This window comes from Collinsella sp. AM12-1, from assembly GCF_003472325.1.
Classification (GTDB): domain Bacteria; phylum Actinomycetota; class Coriobacteriia; order Coriobacteriales; family Coriobacteriaceae; genus Collinsella.
Genome location: NZ_QRLS01000010.1, coordinates 40,840 through 64,652 on the forward strand (window position 1 = coordinate 40,840; position 23,813 = coordinate 64,652).

The following is a 23,813-nucleotide window of genomic DNA, read 5'->3' on the forward strand; positions in this document are numbered from 1 at the left end:
AGCGTTCTTGTGACGGCACCGTAGGACTTTGAAGGTGGCCGTTGTAAGGGCGCTTTTTGTTTAGGCGCCCTCACTCGGGCGCGCACGATGAAGGGAGCACGTATGAAAGGCTTTATTGCCGAGGATTCATTCTGGGAGCTGTTTCCGCAGGCAGCGGTCGGTGTTGTGGTCGTGGAGGGCATGAAGCCCACGGCTCAGATTCCTCAAGAGGACGTGGATGCGATTGCGGCGTTGCTCGACCGCGCCAATATCGATGTGGAGCGTCATCTGACCAGCGACACTATCAGCGAGAACGCACCGGTCAAGGCATGGCGCGAGGCCTATCGTCTGTTCAAGACCAAGAAAGGCGCCCGCTGCTCGATCGAGAACTTGCTCAAGCGCGTGCTTAAGGACAAGCCTGTGGGCCACATTACGCCCGCGGTGGACATCTACAACACGGTGTCGCTGACCTACGCGCTGCCCGTGGGAGGCGAGGATCTGCATGCGATCGAGGGAGACCTTCGCTTGAAGGTGACCGACGGTGGCGATGCGTTCTTGCCTCTTGGCGAGGAAGCGGATGACCCGACGCTGCCCGGCGAGCTCGCCTACATCGATGATGCGGGCGCCGTGTGCCGCTGCTGGAACTGGCGCGACGGCGTTCGAACGGCCCTGTCCGACGATTCGGCCGACGCGTTCCTGGCGATTGAGTGCGTGGAGCCCGAGCGAATGGAGGACTGCCAGGCCGCCATCGACCGTCTTGCCGATTTGCTCGAGCGCTATCTGGGAGCGACGGTTGTCGTTAAGACGCTTGTGACCCGCGACAATCCCTGTGTGGAGCTGTAGCGGCGCCTAGAACCTATTGATGCCCAAAATCACCACAAAGGCGCCTGTCCTTTGTGGTGATTTTTATGTTGATGGGTCAACAAATGAGGCACGCAGGGCCGGCGGTCGCTGGATACGGCTAAGATGTTTACCCGTTAGCATTATGCAAGCGAAAGGCGGTCGTCTCCCATGCAGCAGAACGACGAGACACGTTTCGAGGACTTTGTCGGACTGATCAGCGGGCTCTACAAGGAGATCCAGCGCATTAAGACATCCGAGGGCGCAAGGCTGGGCCTCAAGGGCTCCGACGTTATGTGCCTGTACTATCTTGAGCGCAGCAAGGACGGCCTGACTGGTGCTGACCTGGCTCGCATGGCAGGCGTGACCCGTGCCGCCGTTTCGCGCACGCTCGCGCATCTGGAGGAGGGCGGTTACGTTGAGGTCGATGATTCGGGCGATGCCGCCGTTAAGTATCGTGCTCCGGTGCGCCTGACCGCTCTAGGCGGCGAGAGCATGAGCGAGGCGGACCGCATCATTCGCGAGGTGCTCGATACCACCGGTAAGGCTATGGGTGTGGAGCAGCGCGAGCAGATGTATGCGTCGCTGCGCACGATTCTCAACACCTTGCGCGAGATCTAGAGCCGCGCTGGAGCTAGCTTTCAGCCAAGAACTGCATCGTCCCGTTTGAGCGCGTACGCCGTGCCGGGACATTGCTGTCAAAATTCCCTGCGCGAGACCTGCGCAAGAAAGGATTCGCTATGTCCGTCCGCATTATTACCGATTCCGCCAGCGATATGTCGCCGGCGGAGCACCCCGCTCTGCGTGTTCTGCCGCTGTCCGTCACCTTTGGCACCGATGTGTATATGGATGGCGTCGACATCGATCACCAGCGCTTTTACGAGATGCTTGTGGAGCGCGACGAGCTGCCCAAGACCGGCCAGGTCAACCCGTACGCGTTTTCGCAGGCGATTGCCGAAGCACGTGAGGCCGGCGACGAGGCAGTGATTATTACCGTGGGCGCTAAGCTATCAGGCACCAATCAGAGTGCCCGTACCGCACTTGCCGAGGCGCCAGGTGGCGACGTGTTCGTGGTAGACAGCAACAACGTCACCCTGGGCGAGCGCGTCCTGGTCGAGTATGCGCTGCGCTTGGTGGACGAGGGCCGCAGTGCATCTCAGATCGCGGCGGCTGTCGAGGCCGTGCGCGACCGTGTGGTGGTTATCGGCCTGCTCGAGACGCTGGAGTACCTGGTGCGCGGCGGTCGTCTGTCTGCTGCGGCCGGCGCCGTGGGCACGCTGCTCAACGTGAAGCCCGTGGTGGCTGTCGAGGACGGTCTGATCGTGCAGCTGGGCAAGGCGCGCGGTTCCAAGAACGGCCGCAACCTGCTGAACCAAAAGGTCGAAAAGGCGGGCGGCATCGACTTTTCCATGCCGCTGGCGCTCGGCTATACGGGCCTTTCGGATGCGGTGCTCAAGAAGTATATCGAGGACAGCGCGGCACTGTGGGCTGGTCACACCGAGGGCGAACTGCCCGTTCACACCATCGGCGCCACCATCGGAACCCACGTTGGCCCCGGCGCCGTGGCAGTAGCCTTCTTCCAGCCCGCCAACTAACCGACCTGCCATAAACCATCACAAAGGTGCCTGTCCCCTTTGTGATGGTTTATGCTTTTCCGGGTGGAAGGGAGCGAGCAATGGCGTCTGAGGGCTTTTTTGATCGGGTGTACGGGGTGGTCGAGCAGATCCCCGAGGGGATGGTCGCCACGTATGGTCAGGTGGCACTGCTTGCCGGTCGTCCACGAAGTGCGCGGTACGTGGGGTATGCCCTTCATAGTAATCCGCGCCCTGGCCAAATTCCCTGTCATCGCGTGGTGTTTGCCGACGGCCGTATCTGTGAGGGCTTTGCCTTTGGCGGCCCCGATGCTCAGCGCGAGCTCTTAATGGGGGAGGGCGTGACGTTTGCCGATCCCATGCATGTTGATCTGGCCGCCTGTCGTTGGCCTGCTGGACTCTAACAGCTCTGCCGTGGTCAAAGCCACCACAAAGGTGCCTGTCCCCTTTGTGGTGGCTTTCCGTTGCAGGTTTACCTGGGCTAACTTATGGAGAAGGTATGTTGGGGTAGTTTGACGCTAGAAAGTAAGCCACGGTGAACTATATTGGTTTCAGCAACGGAGCAGGCAATAGGCGATGAAAAAGCCTGCCCTGTTGAGTTTGATTCGCATCCCTCCCCTCTGTGCGATTCAACGGTGTACTTCGGGAACAGGCCCGCTGGCAGCTAACTGCCGGCGGGCCTGTTCCTGTTTGTCGGGAGAGTGTGATGGATGGAGCTGAAGCGGTCCGGCTCCAAAAAAGGCGGACGCCGTAGCGCCCGCCCTAAAGCAATCGAAAGCTCAAGCCAGCAAATCGGTCTAGTACACCATGCCCATGGCGTCCTGAACCTCGGCCAGGGTCTGCTCGGCGATCTCATTGGCGCGACGGTTGCCCTCATGCAGGACGTCCTTCACATAGTCCAGATCGTTCTCGTAGCGCTGGCGACGCTCGCGGATAGGTGCGAAGTACTCGTTGACGGCCTCGGTCACGTACTTCTTGAGCTGGCCGGAGCCGCCCATGCCAATCTCCTCGGCAATCTCGACTTCGGAACGGCCGGTGCAGATGGCGGCTGTTGAAAGCAGGCCAGACACGCCGGGGCGGTTCTCGGGATCGAACGTGATCATGCGCTCGGAGTCGGTCTGGCTCTTCTTGATGCGTTTGGCCGTTTCCTCGGCGGTCATCGAGATGTTGATGGCGTTGCCGTAGCTCTTGCTCATCTTGCGACCGTCCAGGCCCGGCAGCAGCGGGGTCTCGGACAGCAGCGCGTCGACCTCGGGGAACACCTTGCCGTAGCGGTTGTTAAAGCGGCGGGCGATGGTGCGGGTGAGCTCGATGTGCGGCAGCTGGTCGCGGCCGACGGGCACGACGTTGCCCTTGCAGAACAGGATGTCGCAGGCCTGATGCACCGGGTAGGTGAGCAGAAGGCCGGTGAGCTCGTGGCCCGAGGCCTCCATCTCGGCCTTGACGGTGGGGTTGCGCGCCAGCTCGGCCTCGGAGACCAGCGACAGGAACGGCAGCATGAGCTGGTTGGCGGCGGGCACGGCGGAGTGCGCGTAGATCATGGTCTTGTCGGGATCGATGCCGCAGGCAAGGTAGTCCATGACCATGTTGTACACGTTGTCCTGGATGTGCTCGGTCGTGTCGCGGTCAGTGATGACCTGGTAGTCGGCGATGAGCACGTTGGTCTTGGCGCCCATGTTCTGCAGCTCAACACGGCCCTTGAGGGTACCGAAGTAGTGGCCCAGGTGCAGACGGCCGGTGGGGCGGTCGCCGGTGAGCATGGTGAACTTCTCGGGCGTTTTGGTCAGGCCCTCGCGAATGGCGTTGCTCTTTTGCAGCGCGACTTCGTAGCTGTTCTCGTTTGGCATGATTGCTCCTAACGTATGTTCATGGGTCAAGATGATAACGCGTTTATTGGAGGGGCGGTGCGTAAGTAGGCGAGGGCGGGAGAGGGACGCGCGTGGTGCGGCTTGTGCGATGGGCGCGGCGCGGCCGCGCTTGGCCAACGGTGCCTTGGCACATCCTCGGCAGCTTGCCCTAGAGCTTGTGGTGGCGCTCTTCTTTGCGCTCCTCGGCTGCCTGCTCCTCCTGCTTAAAGGCGGGGTCGTCGGGGGTGACGAGCTCGTCCTCGTGCGTGCGCTTGTTGTAATGGTGGCGTAGCACGGGTTCAAACAGGTGCAGGTGCTTGGCGAAGGCCGCCGAGCCAATGGCGAGCACGGTAAAGATGAGCACACGCATGGGCGCTTCGACCTGGTTAATCGCGGCGGCGCCGGCCGAAAGCATGATGCACCAGGCATAGATGAGCAGCACGGCCTGTTTTTGGTTGTAGCCTTCTTGGATTAGGCGGTGGTGGATGTGGCCCTTGTCGGCCTGCCCAATGCTAATGTGGGCGCGCCTGCGGCGCACGATGGCGCTAAACGTGTCGATGATGGGCGCGCCGGCAACGATGAGCGGGATGATAAGCGAGGTGAGCGCGGCGGTGCGGCTCACGTTGAGCAGCGAGATGAAGCCCAGTGCAAAGCCCAGAAGCAGCGACCCCGAGTCGCCCAAGAAGATGCTTGCGGGGTTGAAGTTGTAGCGCAAAAAGGCCAGGCAGGCGCCAAAGAGCGCAATGGAGAGCGCGGCGGCGTCGATGCGGCCCGAGAGAACGGCCATCGAAAACATGGTGAACGAGGCGATGCCGCAGATGCCCGTGGCCAAGCCGTCGAGGCCGTCGATGAGGTTAATGATGTTGGTGAATGCCACCAGATAGATTACGGTGATGGGGTAGGCGAGCCACCCGAGCATGATTTCGCCGGGGGCAAACGGGTTGACGATGACGCCGATCCGCAGGCCGCCGATACAGGCGATGAGCGCGGCGAGGACCTGCCCGGCCAGCTTTTGCTTGGGCTTGAGTTGGAAGACGTCATCGATAGCGCCGGTCGCAAAGATGACGGTAAAGGAGAGCGCCAGCATGGGATAGCTAATGTGAAGGCGCGGGTGCGGCACCAGGACGGGTGGCCAGCCTAGGTGCCAGGTGCCTAGGATTTGCACAATGCAGGCAACGACCAGGCCCAAAAACACCGCCGTTCCGCCCAAACGCGGGATGGGCTTTGTGTTGATGCGGCGCTTAGAAGGATAGTCGACGGCATCGAGCTTAATTGCCAAGCGCTTGACCAGGGGCACCGCGAGGAAGGTCGTGATAAAGGCCGCCGCTGCCACGCATAGGTACGGTATGTAGCTCGGGGATGAAGCCATGAATCTAAAAACCGCCAAGCGTCGAAGGAAAAGGTCAGAAGAACGCCATGCGCAAAGGGCATAGCCGAACCATAATACTCGACCAAGGGGGGTGCATGTAATTGCACGCAGCGATAATCACGCGCTTACCAGATATTGGGATGTTGTCGATGGCTTGTCGGGATGCCGACGGGGATCCATATGAACCGTGATGGTGATTTTCGGCAAAAGAAAACCACCCCCCACGTTACGAAAATGAACCCACCTAAAACAGGTGGGTGCCCTCATCGACTGTTCCAGCGTCCTTAACAACGAAGGATACCTGTACTAGGTACGACTGTGTGGGCTCCCTAAATAAACGCGACGGTTCACCCAGTTGCTCCGCGGGGGGCGGAATACCTACATCATAAAGCGGCACTTTATCGATTCCAGTCTTGACATTACAAAAATCGTGTCGGACGATTACGGCGCCTTGGGGCTCGAGCCGTCTACGCGGCCTGGCCCTTTACGTTTGAGCTGCTGAATCGTTGTTTTGGAGCATGTTTTTATGCCGACGTCGTTGACCGAACTTTTTTCGCCCGCCTGCCATTTGTGTCCCCGCCGTTGCGGTGCGGCGCGCGATGAGGGCGTGCGCGGCGTATGCGGTGCTAACGACACGCTCAGGGTGGCCCGCGCGGCGCTTCATATGTGGGAGGAGCCGCCTATCTCGGGCGAGGCCGGTTCGGGCACGATCTTCTTTAGCGGCTGCTCGCTTAAATGTATCTACTGCCAGAACCACGAGATCTCGACCGGCAATTTTGGCCTTGAGATTTCGCCTGAGCGTCTGGTCGAGATTATGCTGGAACTGCAGGACCAGGGAGCCAACAACATCAACCTGGTGACTGCGACGCATTATGCTCACCTGCTGCCGGCCGCGATTGCCGCAGCGAGGGAGCGCGGGCTGGACATCCCGATCGTTTACAACACGAGCGGCTATGAGCGGGCGAGTGCCGTAGCTGCCCTGGGTGACCTGGTCGATGTGTGGCTCACCGACTTTAAATATGCCGATGCCGGGCTTGCGCAGTCGCTTTCTCATATTAAGGATTACCCGCGCGTGGCCGTGTCGGGCCTGGCACAGATGGCGTGCGAGATCGAGCGCCGCGGGGGAGAGCTGGTGGACGAGGACGGGCTCATGAAGCGCGGTATCATCGTGCGCCACCTGGTGCTGCCGGGGCATGCGGACGATTCGTGCCGCGTGCTGGACCTGGTGTGGCAGACGGTGGGCGACGTGCCGATTTCGGTTATGAACCAGTACACGCCCAATGCACTCATGCGCGAGCAGGGCGGCGAGTTGGCCCGTGCCGTAACGCGCGAGGAGTACGAGCAGGTGCTCGACCATGCCGACGACCTGGGCTTTACGACGATGTTTTGGCAAGAGGGCGGCGCGGTAGACGAGAGCTTTACCCCGGCGTTTGACACCACCGGTGTTCTTACCAGCGCAAAGTAGCTCTGCTGAGTAGTCTTTTTGGGACGGGGCTTTTTTAGCCCCAGCAGAGAGCGCACACGTTTTGGCCGATTAACGGCAGGGGCAGCTAAAAAGCCCCGTCCCAAAAAGACTACTCTCGGCAGGGGTCGAGCCGGCATCTGAAAGTAGCTAAAATAGCCCCGCCCCAAAAAGACTGGTTATTGGGCGTTGACAGTTGGCGAGCCGTAGGTAAAATATCGACTTGTCCTGGGGACGTAGCTCAGTTGGGAGAGCGCTGCCGTCGCATGGCAGAGGCCGAGGGTTCGACTCCCTTCGTCTCCACCCTTGGATTTGATAAGCCGCTGACATTGTGTCGGCGGCTTTTTTTAAAAGAAAGGGCTGTACCATGGCCGAGCTTGAGTCCCAACCATTGTCCGACGAGGAGCGCGCTGAGTTGGAAGAGCTCCGCGCTGAGAAGGCACGCCGCGAGGCTCGGGAAGAGGCCCGTCGCGAGCGTGAGGAGCTGGCTGCCCTGCGTGCCGAGCGTGCGAAGGCCGAGGAGGTCGCCGCGAACGCCGCACCCGCACCGGCGCCCGCGCCCAAGCCCGCTGCCGCGAAGCCTGCACCTGCCGCGCCCAAACCTCAGCCTAAAAAGGCCGCTCGTTCCAAGTCCGTCGAGCCCAAGCCGAGCCGTGACGAGATGACCTTTGCCCAGCGCATGGTTACCTCCAAGGAGCCTACGGGCGAGAACGAGATCCCTGGCATGGCGCCGGCTCAAAAAATCATCATTGTCCTTGCCCTCATCGCGTTTGTCATCTTTATGGGCTACACGATCCTGACCAGCATGGGCCTGCTCTAACCGATTTACATCGGGCGTCATGTCCGAACACTCTGCCCTTGTCCAACCCTCAACCTCTGCACAACGCATCCGAAAGGTCGCCCCATGGCTTTGACCGATATCTCTCATCCCACCGACATCGCAATGCTTACCGATCTGTACGAGCTCACTATGGCCCAGGGCCTGTGGGAGAGCGGCAAGGCCAATGAGCAGGGTTGTTTTACCGCGTTTTACCGCGACCATCCCTTTGGTAGCGCCTATGCCGTCATGTGCGGCACCGCCGAACTGCCCGAGCTGGTCGAGAATCTGCGCTTTACGCCCGAGGACATCGACTACCTCGCCTCGCTCCAGGCCCCGGCCGGCGGCGCGATGTTCAAGCCTGGATTCCTCGACTACCTGCGCGATTTTCGTGCGCATGTAAACATCGACGCCGTGCCCGAGGGCGAGCTCGTCTTTCCGCGCGAGCCCATGGTTCGCGTCACCGGCCCCGCGCTGGAGTGCCAGCTGCTCGAAACGGCGCTGCTCAACATCGTCGGCTTCCAGACGCTTGTCGCCACCAAGACGGCGCGCGTGGTGCTGGCGGCGGACGGCCGTCCCGTTGCCGAGTTTGGCCTGCGCCGCGCCCAGGGTCCCGATGGCGGCTTGGCCGTCGCGCGCGCGAGCTACGTTGCCGGCTGCTCCTCTACGTCCAATGTGCTCGCCGGCCGCCGCTACGGTATTCCCGTCTTTGGCACGCATGCGCACAGCTGGGTGATGAGCTTCGATTCCGAGCTCGAGGCCTTCCGCGCCTTTGCCAAGTCGAGCCCCAAGAACTGTACGCTGCTCATCGACACCTATGACGTGCGCGAGGGCTGTGAACATGCCATTACGGTTGCCAAGGAGATGGAAGCGGTGGGCGAGCGCCTGTCGGCCATTCGCATCGACTCCGGCGACCTCGCCAAGCTCTCCAAGTATGTGCGCGGCCGTTTTGATGCCGAGGGCCTGCCCTATGTGGGGATCTCGGTTTCTAACGATTTGGATGAGTACACGATTCAGTCGCTGCTCGACCAGGGCGCGCCCATCGACAGTTTTGGCGTGGGTACCAAGCTTGCGACCTGCTATGACCAGCCGGCGCTGGGCGGCGTGTACAAGCTTTCCGCCCGCCGTACGAGCGAGGCAGATCCATGGACGCCGGTGGTGAAGCTCTCCGAGCAGCCCTACAAGCGCACAATTCCCGGTGTTCAGCGCGTACGACGCTATTACGACGGCTTTGGCGGCCCGGTTTGCGACATGATTTATGACGAGGACCATCTGGCAGGGGAGGGCGCCGCGCGCGGCAATACCCTTGTGGCCGTGAACGATGCCGCCCTGGTGACCGACGTGTCCGAACTTGAGTATCGCGAGCTGCTGGTGCCGATCGTGCGCGATGGCAGTGCGGTGGCTCCGCGTGAGAGCATCCAGGACGCGCGCGAGCGCTGTGCTTGGGCGCTCGACCATCTGGACGCAGCTTTCAAGCGCTTCCTGTACCCGCAGACCTATGTGGTGGGTATGGAGCAGGGCCTGGCTCAGGTGCGCGACGAGCTCGTGCGTAAGAACATGGCCGCGGCCTCTGCCTTTCCCTGGGCCCACTAATTCCTTGGGCGGTAGGGGCGAGTCACGCTTCCCTGGCCGCCGGCTCGGCCGTTCGCTGAACAGTTGATTGGTTTGACGTATGACGACTTCTTATAAAACGATGGTGGTAAAGATCGGTTCGTCCACGGTGGTGGGTGCCGATGGCAAGGTCAACCGCGCCTTTATCGGCGGACTTGCCGATCAGGCCGCAGCGCTGCGCAAGCTCGGCTGGCGTCTGGTTGTGGTGAGCTCGGGCGCTATCGCCTGTGGCTATCCCGTGTTGGGCTTCGACCGCAAGCCGGTCGGTGACCTGCCGAGCCTGCAGGCCTGCGCCTCGGCCGGTCAGTGCATCATCTCGTCGGCCTACGACGAGGAGTTCCATGCGCGCGACCTGCTCACCTCGCTCGTGCTGCTCACGCGTCACGACACGGCGCGCCGCACGTCCTACCTGCACGCGCGCGACGCCCTGCTTCGCCTGGTGGAGCTGGGTGTGGTGCCGGTCGTCAACGAGAACGATACCGTCACCGTCGATGAGATCAAGTTTGGCGACAACGACACGCTGGCGGCGCTTGTGAGCTGCCTGGTTTCTGCCGATCTGTGCGTGACGCTCTCGGACATCGATGGTCTCTATACTGCCAATCCGCATGAAGACCCCACGGCCGAGTTTGTTCCTGTCGTGCATAAGATCGATGCCAAGATTATTGCCTCGGCGGGCGATTCTTCCACATCGGTGGGCACGGGCGGCATGATTACCAAGATCCGCGCGAGCCGCATCCTGATGACGGCGGGCATTCAGAGCGTGATTTGCTCGGGCGAGGAGCCCGATGCGCTCGTGCGTCTCGCCCGCGGCGAGAGCGTGGGCACGCTGTTCGATCCGCCGGCGGAGCGTCTGGACATCGCACCCCGCAAGCTGTGGATCGCGCTGGGCGACAAGGCACATGGCTCGGTGACGGTCGATGATGGTGCTGCGAAGGCGCTGGTCAGCCGTGGCTCTTCCCTGCTTGCGGTGGGTATTCGCGAGGTCGATGGCCAGTTTGCCGAGGGCGATGTGCTCGATGTGTGCGATCCGAGCGGTATGGTCGTCGCCCGCGGTATCGCCGAAGCCGATTCGGACGTGCTGGAGCTTGCTGCCGGTCGCCGCCAGGACCAGATCGCCAGCAACCGCCTGCTCGCAGACCTGGCCGAGAAGCCCGCGATACACAGGGATAATCTAATCGTCTTCGCCTAACGGGTCGACGCTGCGCGCCGCCCAGAGCGACAATTTGTCATTCAAAAGGCGAGGCATGACCATCAGGTCTATGCCTCGCCTTTTTCATGCCAACTTGTTCGCTCTGGGCGGCGCTCGCTTCTTTTGTTCGACCTACGATTTAAAGCCACTGCTAAGGGGCGTTTTCGCTTTCCGTCCTCTACCTGCGGCATTGTCGTTGCCGGCACTTGTTCGGCACTTGGGGATGTTTCTTTTGTGCCGGCAGGTGGGGACGCTCCTTTGCTAGAAGATTTGGCGCAGGTCTCCGCGGTTGAGGGCTTCGTTGAAGAGGTGCTTGAACACCACGCTACCGTGTAGACCGTCGTGCTCGAACTCGTTGGTCACCCAGGCATGCGAGTTACCCACGCGGCTGAGCGTATCGAGCTGCATGCCCGAGTCGACGTACATGTCGTCGAAATACACCGCGGCCTGCAGGGGCACCTCGTTGCACGCCAGTCGCTGCGGGTCGTAGATCTTGTCCCAGCTGGTGTCTTCCATCAGCAGGTCCATGGCGGGCTTGAAGGGCTTGAGCTCGGGCATCTGCTCGAACATCCACGGGAACATGGCCTCGCCGGTAAACATGAGCGGGCGCGCGAGGGTGTCAAACTCGGCGCGCTGTGCCTTCTCTTCAGCCGCGGCCCAGCCAATGGGCATGGTGTCACCGTCGGCGTATATGAACTCCTGCAGCGTCCAGTACAGCGGATTCGTGCGCGTGTTGGTGCGCTCGAAGGCGCGCATCAAAAAGCTGTCGGATACCGAGGTGCCGCAGGTCAGCGTGCCGTCGCCGTCAACAAAAGCGTGATCGATAATCCAATGCATGCGCTCAAAGCTCGGCTTCATGCCAAAGTCGCTGCCCATGAGCTGTAGGCGCTCGACCGTCATCGGCGAGCCGTCGGGCAGCACGGGCTTCTGAGCCTCGAGCGCATCGGCCAGGGCTGCCACGCGCTCGACGTCGGCAGGGTAGCGGTCGTAATACTGCTGCGTCTTGGCGACCATGCGCGGGAAGGTGTGCGCGTAGACTTCGCTTGCGCTCGCCGGCACGTGGGGGATGCCGCCGCAGGTAAAGCTTGCCGCCACGCCCTCGGGGAAGAGCGACAGATAGCTCAGCGTCAAAAAGCCGCCGTAGCTCTGCCCGAGTGTGACCCAGGGCCTGCCGCCAAAGCCTACCAGGCGCAGGTACTCAAAATCGCGCACGATAGAGCTGGCGAGGTGACGCTTGAGGAAGTCCGCCTGCGAGCGTGCTGTATCGGCGCCGGCGGCCGTTGCGCGATCACCCAGTGCCTTGATCGTGCGTCCGTCCACGCAGCTGCTGCGTCCGGTGCCGCGCTGGTCGGGAAGGACCACGCGGAAGTGCTTGACGGCCTCCTCGATCCAGCCGTCGCTTGTGGGCGACAGCGGACGCGGGCTCTCGCCGCCGGGGCCGCCCTGCAAAAACAGGAGCAGCGGCAGATCGTCGTTGATGCGGTCGGGCGCGCAAACCACACGGTAGAAGAGCTTGATGCTCTCGTGCGCGCCGGCGATGGGCGCCGGCATAGCGCCGCGGCGCATGGTGCTGCCGACGGCCAGGAGCATCGGCTCCAGGCCGCGCCAGTCAAGGGGGACGTCGATGCTGTGGTCCTCGACGTAAAGGCCGGGGACGTGGTACGAAGTGATGAGGGCCATGTAATGCTTCCATTCGTTGCGGTGTTTCGGGTTGACCAATTCTACCGCCGCGGGCGAGGCCATGCGCAAATCGGCTACCATGGTTGCAAACTTCTAGGAGAAAGGGCCGCCCATGTCGGTCGATATAGCCACGTATGTCCACGATCTTGCCGTTGCCGCCAAGGCAGCGTCGGCCTCGCTTGCCACGGCGAGCGATGAACAGCGCCAGGAGGCCGTGCGCGCCATGGCCGCAGCGCTGCGCAACGGTATCGACTCCATCGTTGCCGCCAACGAGCTCGATATGTCCGCCGCGCGCGATGCGGGTACCTCGGCCGGACTGCTCGATCGTCTGCTGCTGAGGCCCGAGCGCGTCGAGGGCATGGCCGCCGGCCTGGAAAAGCTCGCCGAGCTGCCCGATCCCGTGGGCCGCGTGCTCGACCACCGCGTGCTTGCAAGTGGCGTGGACCTGACCCGTGTGAGTGTGCCGCTGGGCCTGGTCGCTATGGTCTACGAGGCGCGCCCCAACGTGACGGCCGACGCCGCGGGCATCTGCATCCGTACCGGCAACGCCTGCATTCTGCGCGGCGGCTCGCTGGCCTATCACTCGTGTGCCATGATTTCTGAGCTGCTGGCCGATGCGCTCGAGGCCAAGGGCTTCCCGCGCGAGGCCGTGTCGATGATCGAGTCCACCGACCGCGAGGCCACTGGCGAGCTCATGAAGCTCCGCGGTATTGTCGACGTACTCATTCCGCGCGGCGGTGCAGGCCTGATCCAGCGCTGCGTGCGCGAGTCTCTCGTGCCGGTGATCGAGACGGGCACGGGCAACTGTCACATCTACGTGCATGAGTCCGCCGACTTTGATAAGGCGCTCAACATTATCGTTAATGCCAAGACCCAGCGTGTAGGCGTGTGCAATGCCGCCGAGTCGCTGCTGGTCGACCATGCTGTGGCCAATGTGTTTTTGCCTGCGGTCGTTGCCGTGCTGCACGACCACGATGTGCTGATTCACGGCGATGAGGCCACGTGTGCCGCTTGCGTTGCCGCCGGTCTTGCCGAGGGCGATGCTTACGTTGCCGCAACCGAGGAGGACTGGGGCCGCGAGTATCTGGCCCTCGAGATGAGCGTGAAGGTCGTGGCGAACGAGGAAGAGGCCATCGCGCACATCAACCGCTATGGCACCATGCATTCCGAGGCCATCATCGCCGAGGACGCAGACGCCTGCGAGCGCTTCTTGGATGAGGTCGATGCCTCGGCCGTGTACGCTAACGCTAGCACGCGCTTTACCGACGGCGGCGAGTTTGGCCTGGGCGCCGAAATTGGCATCTCGACCCAAAAGCTCCACGCCCGCGGACCCTTTGCCGCCGAGGCCCTCACCACCTACAAATACAAGCTTCGCGGCACCGGTCAGGTCCGCCCCTAACGCCCACGCAAACAAAAACCACCACAAAGGGGCCTGTCCCCTTTGTGGTGGTTTTGGTGCTAGGCCTGGAAGGCGTCGCGATCGGGAGCGAAGGACTGCATAGCCGCGATGGTGCGGTCAAAGAGCTCGGGAAGCTCCCAGCCCAGCATCTCAGCGCCTTGCGAAATCACGTCGCGCGAGCATCCGGCGGCAAAGCGCTTGTCCTTGAACTTCTTCTTGAGCGACTTGGTCGTAAAGTCCATGACGCTCTTGCTCGGGCGCATGATAACCGCGGCTCCGATCAGGCCGGTAAGCTCGTCGCAGGCAAACAGGATCTTCTCCATCTGCAGTTCGGGCTTGGGCAGCGAGGTGTTGAAATCAGAGGTGTGCGACTGAATGGCGCGGATGAGCTCAGGAGAGGCACCCTCGCCTTCGAGGATCTCGGCAGCGTAGATGGTGTGGTTCATGGGGTCGTCCTCATGCTCCTCCCAATCCAGGTCGTGGAGCAGGCCGACGATGCCCCAGAACTCCTCGTTCTCGGGGTCGAACTCGCGCGCAAAGTAGCGCATGGTGCCCTCGACCGTTTCGCCGTGGGTGATGTGGAACGGATCCTTGTTGTGCTCGTTGAGCAGTTCGAATGCGCGGTCGCGGGTGATTCCGGCGGTAAGCGTCTCTGCCATAACAGACTCCTTGTGCTCGTGGGTATCGATGAGATTGAATACTACTAGAACAAGAAAACCACCACAAAGGTGCACTGTCCCCTTTGTGGTGGTTTTTGACAGGTTAGTTGAGGGCGGCTTGGGCTAGGCGGGCTTCGGCGGCCTCTTCGGTGACGCCCAGGGCCACGGCGAACTCCTCGATGGAGCGGCGCTTGGCTTCCTTGAGTACGCGCATGTAGTAGGAGCTGGGCTTTTTATCAGCTTCCTCGGCCTGGCGGATGCGGTGCATCATCGTCTTGGCCACACGGACCGTCTCGGGCGCGCCCAGCTTGAGCTGCTGCTTAAAGTGTGTCTCTTCAAGCGAGCTGTTGCGCTCGGTAAAGGTGTCGCACTCCAGCTCGTCGTAGTGGCTCAGCAGGTGCTCGGCATCCTGCTGAGAGATGGCGGCATGTAGGCGGTCGGCCTGCGCCACGGGGTACATGAGAATCGTCTGCGCATGTCCCTGCTTGGTCTCGAGCAACAACATGGGCTGCGGCGTGTCGTCCCTAAAACCGACGACGGTGCAGACTCCCTGGCCCGGATGAATGACGTGTTGACCGATTGAGAACATGCTACCTCCAACTTATACGAATTTGCGTATGTCTAGAATAACACGCTGACGTGCGCAAATCCTCGCTTTATGCAGGAAAAGCACACAACTCCGATAGGTAAGAGTATTCGATAAAAGACACAGCTCGTTCACACCTTTATGCATTTTCAACGCGTGCATAATCTGCAGGCAGACCGGCATCTTTGAGTGAGTCCATACAAGCTGTAGTCAATTTTGTGCATATGCAATTTCGATTGGCTTTACCCTGCGACAGTGCCCGTCGCTTGTGATAGAGTGCTACAAACTCTGGCTTTTGCCCTACGAGCGACCAAGAGCTCGGGGGCTTTAACACAAGGAGGATCTATGCCCGAGAAGATTGAAGAGCTGGTACGCGCTGCGCTTGCTGCGGCCCAGGAGGCCGGCGACCTTTCCGCATTTGAACTTGACGATTGCGCTATCGAGCGACCGGCTGACACTTCTCATGGCGAGTGGACCTCTACCATGGCCCTGAAGTCCGCCAAGCTGGCCCACTGCGCCCCGCGCAAGATCGCCGAGGCCATCGTTGCCCATATGCCCGAGGATCCCGCGATCGAGAAGGTTGAGATCGCAGGCCCCGGTTTCATCAACTTCTACCTCTCCGTTGCCGTCAAGAATGCCATCTTTGGCGAGGCTCGCGAGAAGGGCATGGACTTCGCTAAGTCCAACGTCGGTGGTGGTCTGAAGACCCAGGTCGAGTTCGTTTCCGCCAACCCCGTCGGCCCCATGCACATCGGCCACGGCCGCTGGGCCGCGCTGGGCGATTCGCTCTGCCGCGTTATGGACCACGCCGGTTACGACATCCAGCGTGAGTTCTACATCAATGACCACGGCTCTCAGATGAACACCTTCGGCAACTCCATCAGCACACGCTATATGCAGCTTGCCGACATCATCGCCAAGCAGGGCGTTGATATCGAGGAGGCTCACAAGCTGCTGATCGCCGACCGTGACGCCTTTGTTGCCGACGAGAACGACGAGCACCCCGAGACCCATCCGTATCAGGACAACTTTGCCGAGACCTTGGGCAAGGACTCTTACGGCGGCGACTACATCATCGACGAGGCCGCCGAGTTCTGGCGCACCGACGGCGATAAGTGGGTCAACGCCGATCCTCAGGAGCGCATGGAGAGCTTCCGCGAGCGCGGCTATGTAAAGATGGTCGATAACATGCGCGACCTCTGCCACGCCGTCAACTGCGACTTCGATCGTTGGTACTCCGAGCGCTCGCTGTACGTGAAGGACACCGAGGGCGAGACCGCCGGCACCTCCGCCGTCGACCGCGCTTTTGAGAAGCTCGACAAGATGGGCTACCTCTACACCAAGGACGGCGCCCTGTGGTTCCGCTCCACCGACCTGGGCGATGACAAGGACCGCGTCCTGATCAAGTCCGACGGCGAGTACACCTACTTCGCCTCCGACGTTGCCTATCACTGGGATAAGTTCCAGCGCGTCGACCACGTCATCGACATCTGGGGCGCCGACCACCACGGCTACATCGAGCGCGTCCGCTGCGTCTGCGACGCTCTTGGCTATCCCGGAAAGTTTGAGGTTCTGCTGGGCCAGCTCGTCAACCTGCTGCGCAACGGCAAGCCCGTCCGTATGTCCAAGCGCAAGGGCACCATGGTGACCCTGCAGGAGCTCGTCGACGAGGTCGGTTCCGATGCCGCTCGCTACACGCTCATCTCCAAGAGCTCCAACCAGATGGTCGACTTCGACATCGAGGCCGTTAAGAAGCGCGACAACTCCAACCCGGTGTACTACGTGCAGTACGCTCACGCTCGCGTCTGCTCCATCCTGCGCCGTGCCGCTGACGTAACGCCTGAGCAGGCCGACGAGATGGGCATGAAGGCCGTTGCCGCCAAGGCCATCGGTGAGAACGTCGATTACTCGCTGTTGACCGACCCGACCGAGCTCGCCCTTTCGCGTAAGCTCAACGAGCTCACCGACCTGATCGCCAGCTGCGCTCGCGACCGCGCCCCGTTCCGTCTGACGCACTTTGCCGAGGAACTCGCTGGTGACTTCCACAGCTTCTATGCTGCCTGCCAGGTGCTGCCGAGCGAGGGCCGTCCCGTCGACCCCGAGCTTTCGCGTGCCCGTCTGGCCGCTTGCGACGCCGTCCGCGTGACGCTCGCCCTGGTGCTCACCCTCGTTGGTGTCTCCGCTCCCGAGCAGATGTAAGCTACGGGTCATTTGACCGCGCAGGTTTGGTTTAACTGAGCCTTGAAAGTCCGATCTCCCATATGGAGGTCGGGCTTTTTGCGTTTGGTGAGACTATTTGGTTTGCTGGGAAATGCTACCAAATCGCAACTATACCGGTTTACGGGGCTGAATCGCCAACTGGCGACCATGGTGCCAATGGCAAAATTAAACCCGCAGGTAGATGGCTTATTGTTTCTAGAAAATGCAGGGCATGGTTGGCTTGCAGCATTCTGGCCCCGTAATCCGGCGTAGTTTTGAAAATTGTCCCTTGGGGACGGAGGAAAATGGATCATTTTTGTCTCGCGGAGGGGTGGCGGGATACCGTCCGCCACGAATTGGGCTCATCTCCTACGTTTGGACGCATATCCCGAACCATGCCGAAAAGTACGATATTAAAACCGCAGGTAGCAGACTCGTTGTTTTTGAAAAAACAAGGGTATGGTCAGGGGCTCGGGTGCAAACGTAGTAGATGGGCGCGATTTGTGGCGCGGCTATTCCGGGTGCCACGGCTTCACTCCTCTGGCGCGACATTTCAAGGCGCTTTTGAGGAGGAGTGTCCCTGATGACTGGGCGTTTAAGAACGTCCAATGACTAAGTTGCAGGTGGTTGCGGTTGTGTTACACTAACGCTGCGTATATGACGCAATCATCTCGATACAGATCAATGATGTCCGTCGTTTTGAACGGAACTAGACTGTTTAGCCGCCCTGAAGGTTTATGCAGGGAGCATGTGATCACAGGGCTTGAAAAGAAAGTTGAGCAAACACTGTGTCTGATCAACAGCAAGAAAACGAAATAACGACGACGCAGGCCGCTCCCGCTGCACCGGTTGCGTCGGACCAGGTCGCGGCGCCCGCGCAAGCCTCGGCTCCTGAGACGCCTAAGGCTGCTTCGACGCCTACGCCTGCAGCGGCTGAGAAGGCCGTGCCTGCAACTGGTGAGGAGGCTGCTCCGGCAAAGCCCAAGCGTACGCGCCGCACGACCAGGCCTGCCGCTGACGGCGAGGAGGTCACCAAGCCCAAGCGCCGTACCACGCGCACGACGCGCGCCAAGCGCACCGTTGCAGCTGACTCCTCGGCGCCGATTTCCGATGAGGTCGCACAGGCACGTGCGTTGGCGCAGATTAGCGAGGCTCAGGTGGTGCGCGCCCGCCGTCGTGCTGCCGAGCGCGAGGCCGCGGCTCTGACCGAGCTCGCAGCTCCGTCTGTGCCCGAGACGCCTGCCGCCGACCAGCCGACCGAGAAGCCGGCACCGCGCACACGCCGTCGCACGGCTGCTAAGGCCGAGCAGGTTGCTGAACAGGTAACCCCCGAGCTCACCGAGGCTTCGGTTCGTTCCGCGGCAGGGGAGGGCGCATCGCCTGCTGAGCCCGCTGCGCCTGTCGAGGCCAGCGAAGTTCCCGTTGTTGATCCGGCTTTGCGCCCGCACCGTCGCGGTCGCAAGCCCAAGGCCTTCGTCGAGGCAGAGAAGGCCGCAGCCGCAGCCGCAGCCGCTCGGGATGCTGCGGCGACCGCCGAGTCTGCAACCGCTGCCGACGCACTCGTCCAGGATGCTACGACTTCCGAGGCCGCTCCCGCCGATGTCGAGCCCGCCGACGTCCGTCCTGGTCGCAGCCATCGTACTGCTGCTAAGCGCACGTCCAAGGCCAAGGCTGCCAAGAAGGGTTCGTCCGAGGATTCCGCCGAGACGACCGCCGATGCATCGACTGATGCCGCCGAGCCCCAGGACGTCGAACAGCCTGCGTCCGAGAAGCCCAAGCGCGGTCGTAAGAAGTCCGCTAAGGCCAAGGCGTCCGAGCAGCAGGCTGATGTCGAAGCGCAGGTCGATTCCGGCGCCGAGGCCAATGACGCCGCTGCGGCCAATGCCGACGCCGCCGCAACCGATGGCGCCGCGCCCGCTGAGGCCGATGACAACGCTCGCCCCAACCGTCGCCAGCACAAGCGCAACGAGGAGCGCAACGAGCGCAAGGACGAGCGCAACAACGACCGTCGCAACCGCCAGCGCGATCGCAAACAGCGCAACAAGGAGCGTAACGCCGCCCCCACCGAGCCCACGCTTTCGCGTGAGGAGCTCGCTGCCATGAAGGTCGCCGAACTTCGCGAGAAGGCCAAGGAGTTCGAGATCGAGACCACCGGCAAGAAGAAAGCCGAGCTCGTCGAGGAGATCTACGTCACCGCCGCGAAGGCCGAGGGCTTCCGCGACATCAAGGGCATCCTGCAGATTCGCCCGGACAGCTCCGGCATCATCCATGCCCATGGCTACATGAAGTCCAACGACGACGCCTTCGTGCCCGCCTACCTCATCCGCTCCGCGCGCCTGCGCACGGGCGACGTCATCGAGGGCTCGCTGCGCCCCTCGCGTGGCGGCGACAAGCGCGCCGGCCTCGCCAAAATCACGACCGTCAACGGTCTGGACCCCGAGCAGATTCGCAACCGCCCCAAGTTTGGTGACCTCACCCCGGTCTATCCCAACGAGCCGCTGCGCATGGAGCACGGCAAGGACTCCATTACCGGTCGCGCCATCGACATCGTGTCGCCGATCGGCAAGGGTCAGCGTGGCTTGATCGTGTCCCCGCCCAAGGCCGGCAAGACCACGATCCTCAAGAAGATTTGCCAGTCTATCTCGATTAACAACCCCGAGGTGCACCTCATCTGCCTGCTCGTCGACGAGCGCCCCGAAGAGGTCACCGATATGCAGCGTTCCATCAAGGGCGAGGTTGTGGCGTCGACCTTCGATATGCCCGCCGACAACCACACTCGCGTGGCAGAGCTCGTCATCGAGCGCGCCAAGCGCATCGTGGAGCTGGGTGGCGACGTCGTGGTGGTGCTCGACTCCATCACGCGTCTTGCCCGCGCCTACAACTTGGCGGCGCCCGCCTCAGGCCGCATCCTTTCGGGTGGCGTCGATTCGGCGGCACTGTATCCTCCCAAGCGCTTCCTGGGCGCAGCCCGTAATATCGAGAACGGTGGCTCGCTCACCATCCTGGCCTCTGCCCTCATCGACACCGGTTCCAAGATGGACGAGGTCATCTTTGAGGAGTTCAAGGGCACCGGCAACATGGAGCTTAAGCTCGACCGCGACCTGGCCGACCGCCGCATCTTCCCGGCTATCGACCCCGTTGCCTCCGGTACGCGTAACGAGGACCTGTTGGTCGACGAGCAGATGCGTCCGTTTGTCTTTGGTCTGCGTCGCATTCTTGCCGGCATGAACAACACCGAGCGCGCAGCCGCATCGTTTATCAAGGGTCTTAAGGGCACCAACACCAACCAGGAATTCTTGGTGCGTTCGGCCAAAAAACACAGCGACTACGAGCAGACGTTCTAGGTTGTCATCCACACGCAGCGATAGTCATCAATGCGATAAAGGGTCGGGGCTTTGAGCCTCGGCCCTTTTCCATATCGCCGCTCCGCGCTTATTTTTGACCGTAAGACCGACGAGCAGCAGGTTTCCCGTTTCAATCCGACATCGTCGCTTGCAATCGACGGGGCGGTTTCGCATAATAGCTTTTAAGCTTCGCGACGGAAAACGCAGATGAAACGAACCATATACCGTTGCTTTGGGGCATAGCCCCGCTTCATCTTCTCTCGCGCAGCCAACTGAATGATGCGATTTGGGTGCTGGAAGATGGGGAGAGCTCATGGCTTCTTCTGATGCAACACAACGAGCAGTCCTTGCCGGACTTTCGTGCGGGATCGGCCTTGCCGCTCCCGTGGTTATGTATGCCGCGACGCTGCCGTTTTCGTCGGTGAACGAGACGGTCGTGGCGGGTGCAGTTCCCTTCGCCGTGGGCGCGGTGGCGGGCGTGGGTATCTATGCCGCCTCGCTGGGTATCTCCGAGTATCGTGCGCAGCGTGAAGAGCGTCTGTTCCAGCCCGATGCCATGGGCGGTGCCGCCAATCTCAATCAGCATCAAAGCGAGTTCAAGACCGCCTCGATTCCAGCTCAGCAGCAGGATGCGACTCCTTACGCTGCGGCTTCTGCTTCTCAGGCTCAGGCGGAGCAGTCTACCTCGGCATTCCTTTCCGGCCTGACTGGTGCGTTCCAGCGCCGTCATGCCGATGATGGTGTTCCTACCATCGCTCGAGCCGCAGATGCTATGGACGAGGACGAGGCTTGGTCCATGATCGACAGTATGCTCGACGACGATTCGCCGGTGAGCTGCGACCCTGCACACTCGCGCGACGTCTATCAAGTCGCCATCGACGAGCTTACCAATGGCGGGCAGACCGGCTCCTTCAATCGCGATGACATCGCCGCCGCGGCACGTGCCGTGTCTGGCTCCCAGGCCGCCCCTGCGGGCAGCACGGCAGCTTTCGTGGCACTCGTTGCCAACGCGGCAGCCAATAACGCCTACAACGCTACCTCGGCGGACGCGAACGCTTCTGCCGACAATTCGTACGTTGATGAAGCCATGGCCGCGGACGAGGAGGCAGTTGCCGCCCGCCGTGCCGCCGAAAGCTCGCTGTGGGGCGCTCCTGCCCAGCAGCAGGCGGCCGAGGCTGCGCCGTACAATGCAAACCTCGCCAGTATGCCTATCATCTCCGGTGCCGCGGACATCGATCTCGATGACCTCGATGAGCCTGCAGCCATCACCGCTTCTATTGATGCCCAAGATCGCGTCGACACCGGCGACCTTCCGGATGCCTCGCTCGAGATTGATGTCCCCATGGCCGATTACTCGGGCCACGAGGACATGTGGGCCGCCGCCACCGCGATTCTGGATGAGATTGACGAGCCTGCTCCTGTTGCGGCCCCCGCTCCCGTCGCTGCCCCTCAGCCTGCTGCCCCCGCCTATGTCGGCCGTCACAGCGCTGTGTTCCCCGAGGATACCGCCCGTATCTCGCGCGAGAGCATCGAGCGGGCCGAGGCTATTGCCGCCGGCATTATGGAAAATCGTCGTCACGAGCGCGTCAATCAGATCCTCGAGGAAGAGATCGAGCGCCTGCAGTCCTCTACCGCCAAGCGTACGGGCCGTGCCTATCTGAGCGTTATCGAGGGCGGTACCGCCAGCTTCGCGCCGCTCCGCGCGGAGGCATAACTTCTGCATGGTTAAGATCAATCGAAACTGGGCGGTCGTGACCTGCCTGATGGCGCTCTTGATCTGGGGCAATTCGCTGGTTCCCGGCTCGGGGTCGGGCTCGCTGAGCCTAACGGTCATGGAAGCTATCCGCGGTTTCCTGCACGGCGTGGGACTTCCATATGAATGGGTGACCAATTTTGTTGTTCGCAAGTGCGCTCATTTTACCGAGTATATGGTGCTCGGCATCCTGGCAACGCACGCCTTTGATTTTGAGGGCCGGCGCACCTTTGACGTGCTGCTGCCCACGGCGGTGTTCCTGCTGCTGATTCCCTCGATCGACGAGACGATTCAGCTCTTTGTGCCGGGACGCGCCGGCATGATCACCGATGTGATGATCGACTGCTGTGGAGCGGCAACGGGCGTTGTGCTCCGATATCTCTTACGGTCGCTGATGTGCGCCAAAAAAGCCGCCTAGGACGTATTGTTTGGTCCTAGGCGGCCTTTTTTATTTGAGGGCTTATATGAGGCGTGGTGGCGTCGTTCCGTAGGTCGGATTTGCCGGGCGCGCCACGCCCTGTGGGTGCGTCTGCTACTGAAGCGCCTGTGCGCCCAGGGCCAGGCAACCCATAATGCCCTGCTTGCCCTCGAGGCTGTTGTTGACGATGTAGTTATCGATGTCGTTGACCTCGGGCGTGACGATATAGCCGTTGAGCATTTCGGCGCACTTCTTGCGCGCGAGCGGCACGATGGGGGTGTGGTCGGCCACGCCGCCGCCGATGATGATCTTTTGCGGCGCGTAGCACAGCGTGTAGGTCATGAGCGCCTGCGCCAGATAGCCGGCGAGCAGGTCCATGGCCTCCGGGTCATCGGCCATCTCTCCGGCGCTCTTGCCGCCCCAGCGCTTTTTAACACCGGGGCCGGCGATGAGGCCCTCGAGGCAGCTGTCGTGGAAGGGGCAGGCGCTATGCTCGCCGATGGTGTCGCGCGGGTCGCGCGTGACCAGGATGTGGCCGGCCTCGGGGTGCATCATGCCGTGCACGAGCTGGCCGCCCGAGAGCACGCCGGCGCCCACGCCGGTACCGATGGTCAGATACACAACGTCAGTGAGGCCCTGGGCGCAACCAAAGGTGACCTCGCCCAGGCAGGCGACGTTGACGTCGTTGTCGTAGCCGCAGGGGATATTGAGCTCGTTTTGGATGGTGCCCAGCAGGTCAAAGTAGCGCCATGCCGTTTTGGGCGTCTCCAGGATCTTGCCGTATTGGGGCGAGGCAGGGTTGACTGCGGTGGGGCCAAAGGCGCCGATGCCCAGCGCGGCGATGCCCTTGTCGGCAAGCCATGCGTTGACGGCCTCGACGGTCTCCTGCGGAGTCGTGGTCGCGATCTGCTCGCGCTCTAGGACCGTACCGTCCGCATAGCCCGTGGCGCAGACCATCTTGGTGCCACCGGCCTCGAGCGCTCCGATAAGCTGCTGCTCTGCCATAATGTTCCTCTTTCTGGGGCGAGTTATTCCTTCTCTAAAGTATAGCGCTCTAAACCATTTAAGA

At 61.7% G+C, this 23,813-nt stretch carries 19 protein-coding genes and 1 tRNA gene; 14 read left to right on the forward strand and 6 right to left on the reverse strand.

The features are described 5' to 3' along the window. Positions 1-102 precede the first annotated feature (102 nt). The 4 genes from DW136_RS06275 to DW136_RS06290 all read left to right on the forward strand — a co-directional run bounded on the left by DW136_RS06275 (position 103) and on the right by DW136_RS06290 (position 2,815). Positions 103-822 (forward strand): B3/4 domain-containing protein, encoded by a 720-nt coding sequence (locus tag DW136_RS06275; protein ID WP_117716816.1) that lies wholly within the window; start codon positions 103-105, stop codon positions 820-822. A 168-nt stretch (positions 823-990) separates the two neighbouring features. Then, positions 991-1,440: a MarR family winged helix-turn-helix transcriptional regulator gene (locus DW136_RS06280; protein WP_022093866.1), complete on the forward strand. Its 450-nt coding sequence runs from the start codon at positions 991-993 to the stop codon at positions 1,438-1,440. Positions 1,441-1,559: 119 nt separating this feature from the next. After that, positions 1,560-2,414 (forward strand): DegV family protein, encoded by an 855-nt coding sequence (locus DW136_RS06285; protein WP_117716817.1) that lies wholly within the window; start codon positions 1,560-1,562, stop codon positions 2,412-2,414. Between the two features lie 80 nt (positions 2,415-2,494). Next, positions 2,495-2,815: an MGMT family protein gene (locus tag DW136_RS06290; protein ID WP_117716818.1), complete on the forward strand. Its 321-nt coding sequence runs from the start codon at positions 2,495-2,497 to the stop codon at positions 2,813-2,815. Positions 2,816-3,208: 393 nt separating this feature from the next. On the opposite strand, the gene trpS is transcribed toward DW136_RS06290, so the two are convergent. Continuing rightward, the gene (gene trpS / locus DW136_RS06295; protein WP_117716819.1) at positions 3,209-4,258 is read right to left on the reverse strand and encodes a tryptophan--tRNA ligase; all 1,050 of its coding nucleotides are present in this window, start codon (positions 4,256-4,258) and stop codon (positions 3,209-3,211) included. Between the two features lie 169 nt (positions 4,259-4,427). Next, positions 4,428-5,627 (reverse strand): MraY family glycosyltransferase, encoded by a 1,200-nt coding sequence (locus DW136_RS06300; RefSeq protein WP_118289285.1) that lies wholly within the window; start codon positions 5,625-5,627, stop codon positions 4,428-4,430. Between the two features lie 526 nt (positions 5,628-6,153). Here DW136_RS06300 and DW136_RS06305 point away from each other — a divergent pair. The 5 genes from DW136_RS06305 (at position 6,154) to proB (ending at position 10,706) form a co-directional block, all read left to right on the forward strand. Continuing rightward, positions 6,154-7,092 (forward strand): radical SAM protein, encoded by a 939-nt coding sequence (locus DW136_RS06305; RefSeq protein ID WP_117716821.1) that lies wholly within the window; start codon positions 6,154-6,156, stop codon positions 7,090-7,092. 227 nt (positions 7,093-7,319) lie between these two features. Further along, positions 7,320-7,392 (forward strand) — tRNA-Ala (locus DW136_RS06310). A gap of 64 nt (positions 7,393-7,456) precedes the next feature. Next, the gene (locus DW136_RS06315; RefSeq protein ID WP_117716822.1) at positions 7,457-7,909 is read left to right on the forward strand and encodes a hypothetical protein; all 453 of its coding nucleotides are present in this window, start codon (positions 7,457-7,459) and stop codon (positions 7,907-7,909) included. 84 nt (positions 7,910-7,993) lie between these two features. Continuing rightward, positions 7,994-9,499 (forward strand): nicotinate phosphoribosyltransferase, encoded by a 1,506-nt coding sequence (locus DW136_RS06320; RefSeq protein ID WP_118289286.1) that lies wholly within the window; start codon positions 7,994-7,996, stop codon positions 9,497-9,499. A 79-nt stretch (positions 9,500-9,578) separates the two neighbouring features. Beyond that, positions 9,579-10,706: a glutamate 5-kinase gene (proB, locus tag DW136_RS06325; protein WP_117766921.1), complete on the forward strand. Its 1,128-nt coding sequence runs from the start codon at positions 9,579-9,581 to the stop codon at positions 10,704-10,706. 261 nt (positions 10,707-10,967) lie between these two features. Here the strand turns inward: proB and DW136_RS06335 are convergent, their stop codons facing one another. Then, complete coding sequence (locus tag DW136_RS06335) at positions 10,968-12,386, reverse strand: alpha/beta fold hydrolase (RefSeq protein WP_117766925.1); 1,419 nt, start codon at positions 12,384-12,386, stop codon at positions 10,968-10,970. A 112-nt stretch (positions 12,387-12,498) separates the two neighbouring features. Between DW136_RS06335 and DW136_RS06340 the strand changes: the two genes are divergently transcribed. Next, positions 12,499-13,785, forward strand: coding sequence for a glutamate-5-semialdehyde dehydrogenase (locus tag DW136_RS06340; protein ID WP_117766927.1), 1,287 nt, complete (start codon positions 12,499-12,501; stop codon positions 13,783-13,785). Between the two features lie 59 nt (positions 13,786-13,844). Here the strand turns inward: DW136_RS06340 and DW136_RS06345 are convergent, their stop codons facing one another. Beyond that, entirely contained in the window at positions 13,845-14,444 is a 600-nt protein-coding gene (locus DW136_RS06345; protein ID WP_117637809.1) for an HD domain-containing protein, read from the reverse strand. 103 nt (positions 14,445-14,547) lie between these two features. After that, positions 14,548-15,033 (reverse strand): CarD family transcriptional regulator, encoded by a 486-nt coding sequence (locus DW136_RS06350; RefSeq protein ID WP_006235480.1) that lies wholly within the window; start codon positions 15,031-15,033, stop codon positions 14,548-14,550. Positions 15,034-15,375: 342 nt separating this feature from the next. On the opposite strand from DW136_RS06350, the gene argS reads away from it, so the two are divergent. The 4 genes from argS (at position 15,376) to DW136_RS06370 (ending at position 22,744) form a co-directional block, all read left to right on the forward strand. After that, positions 15,376-17,229, forward strand: coding sequence for an arginine--tRNA ligase (gene argS, locus DW136_RS06355; protein ID WP_118289287.1), 1,854 nt, complete (start codon positions 15,376-15,378; stop codon positions 17,227-17,229). A 788-nt stretch (positions 17,230-18,017) separates the two neighbouring features. Then, positions 18,018-20,573 (forward strand): transcription termination factor Rho, encoded by a 2,556-nt coding sequence (rho, locus tag DW136_RS06360; RefSeq protein ID WP_233546547.1) that lies wholly within the window; start codon positions 18,018-18,020, stop codon positions 20,571-20,573. Between the two features lie 313 nt (positions 20,574-20,886). Continuing rightward, positions 20,887-22,287 carry a hypothetical protein gene (locus tag DW136_RS06365; RefSeq protein ID WP_118289288.1) on the forward strand — a complete coding sequence of 467 codons (1,401 nt, stop codon included), beginning with the start codon at positions 20,887-20,889 and terminating at the stop codon, positions 22,285-22,287. Between the two features lie 7 nt (positions 22,288-22,294). Beyond that, positions 22,295-22,744: a VanZ family protein gene (locus DW136_RS06370; protein WP_118289289.1), complete on the forward strand. Its 450-nt coding sequence runs from the start codon at positions 22,295-22,297 to the stop codon at positions 22,742-22,744. Between the two features lie 114 nt (positions 22,745-22,858). On the opposite strand, the gene DW136_RS06375 is transcribed toward DW136_RS06370, so the two are convergent. Further along, positions 22,859-23,749: an ROK family protein gene (locus DW136_RS06375; protein WP_118289290.1), complete on the reverse strand. Its 891-nt coding sequence runs from the start codon at positions 23,747-23,749 to the stop codon at positions 22,859-22,861. Between the last annotated feature and the right edge of the window lie 64 nt (positions 23,750-23,813).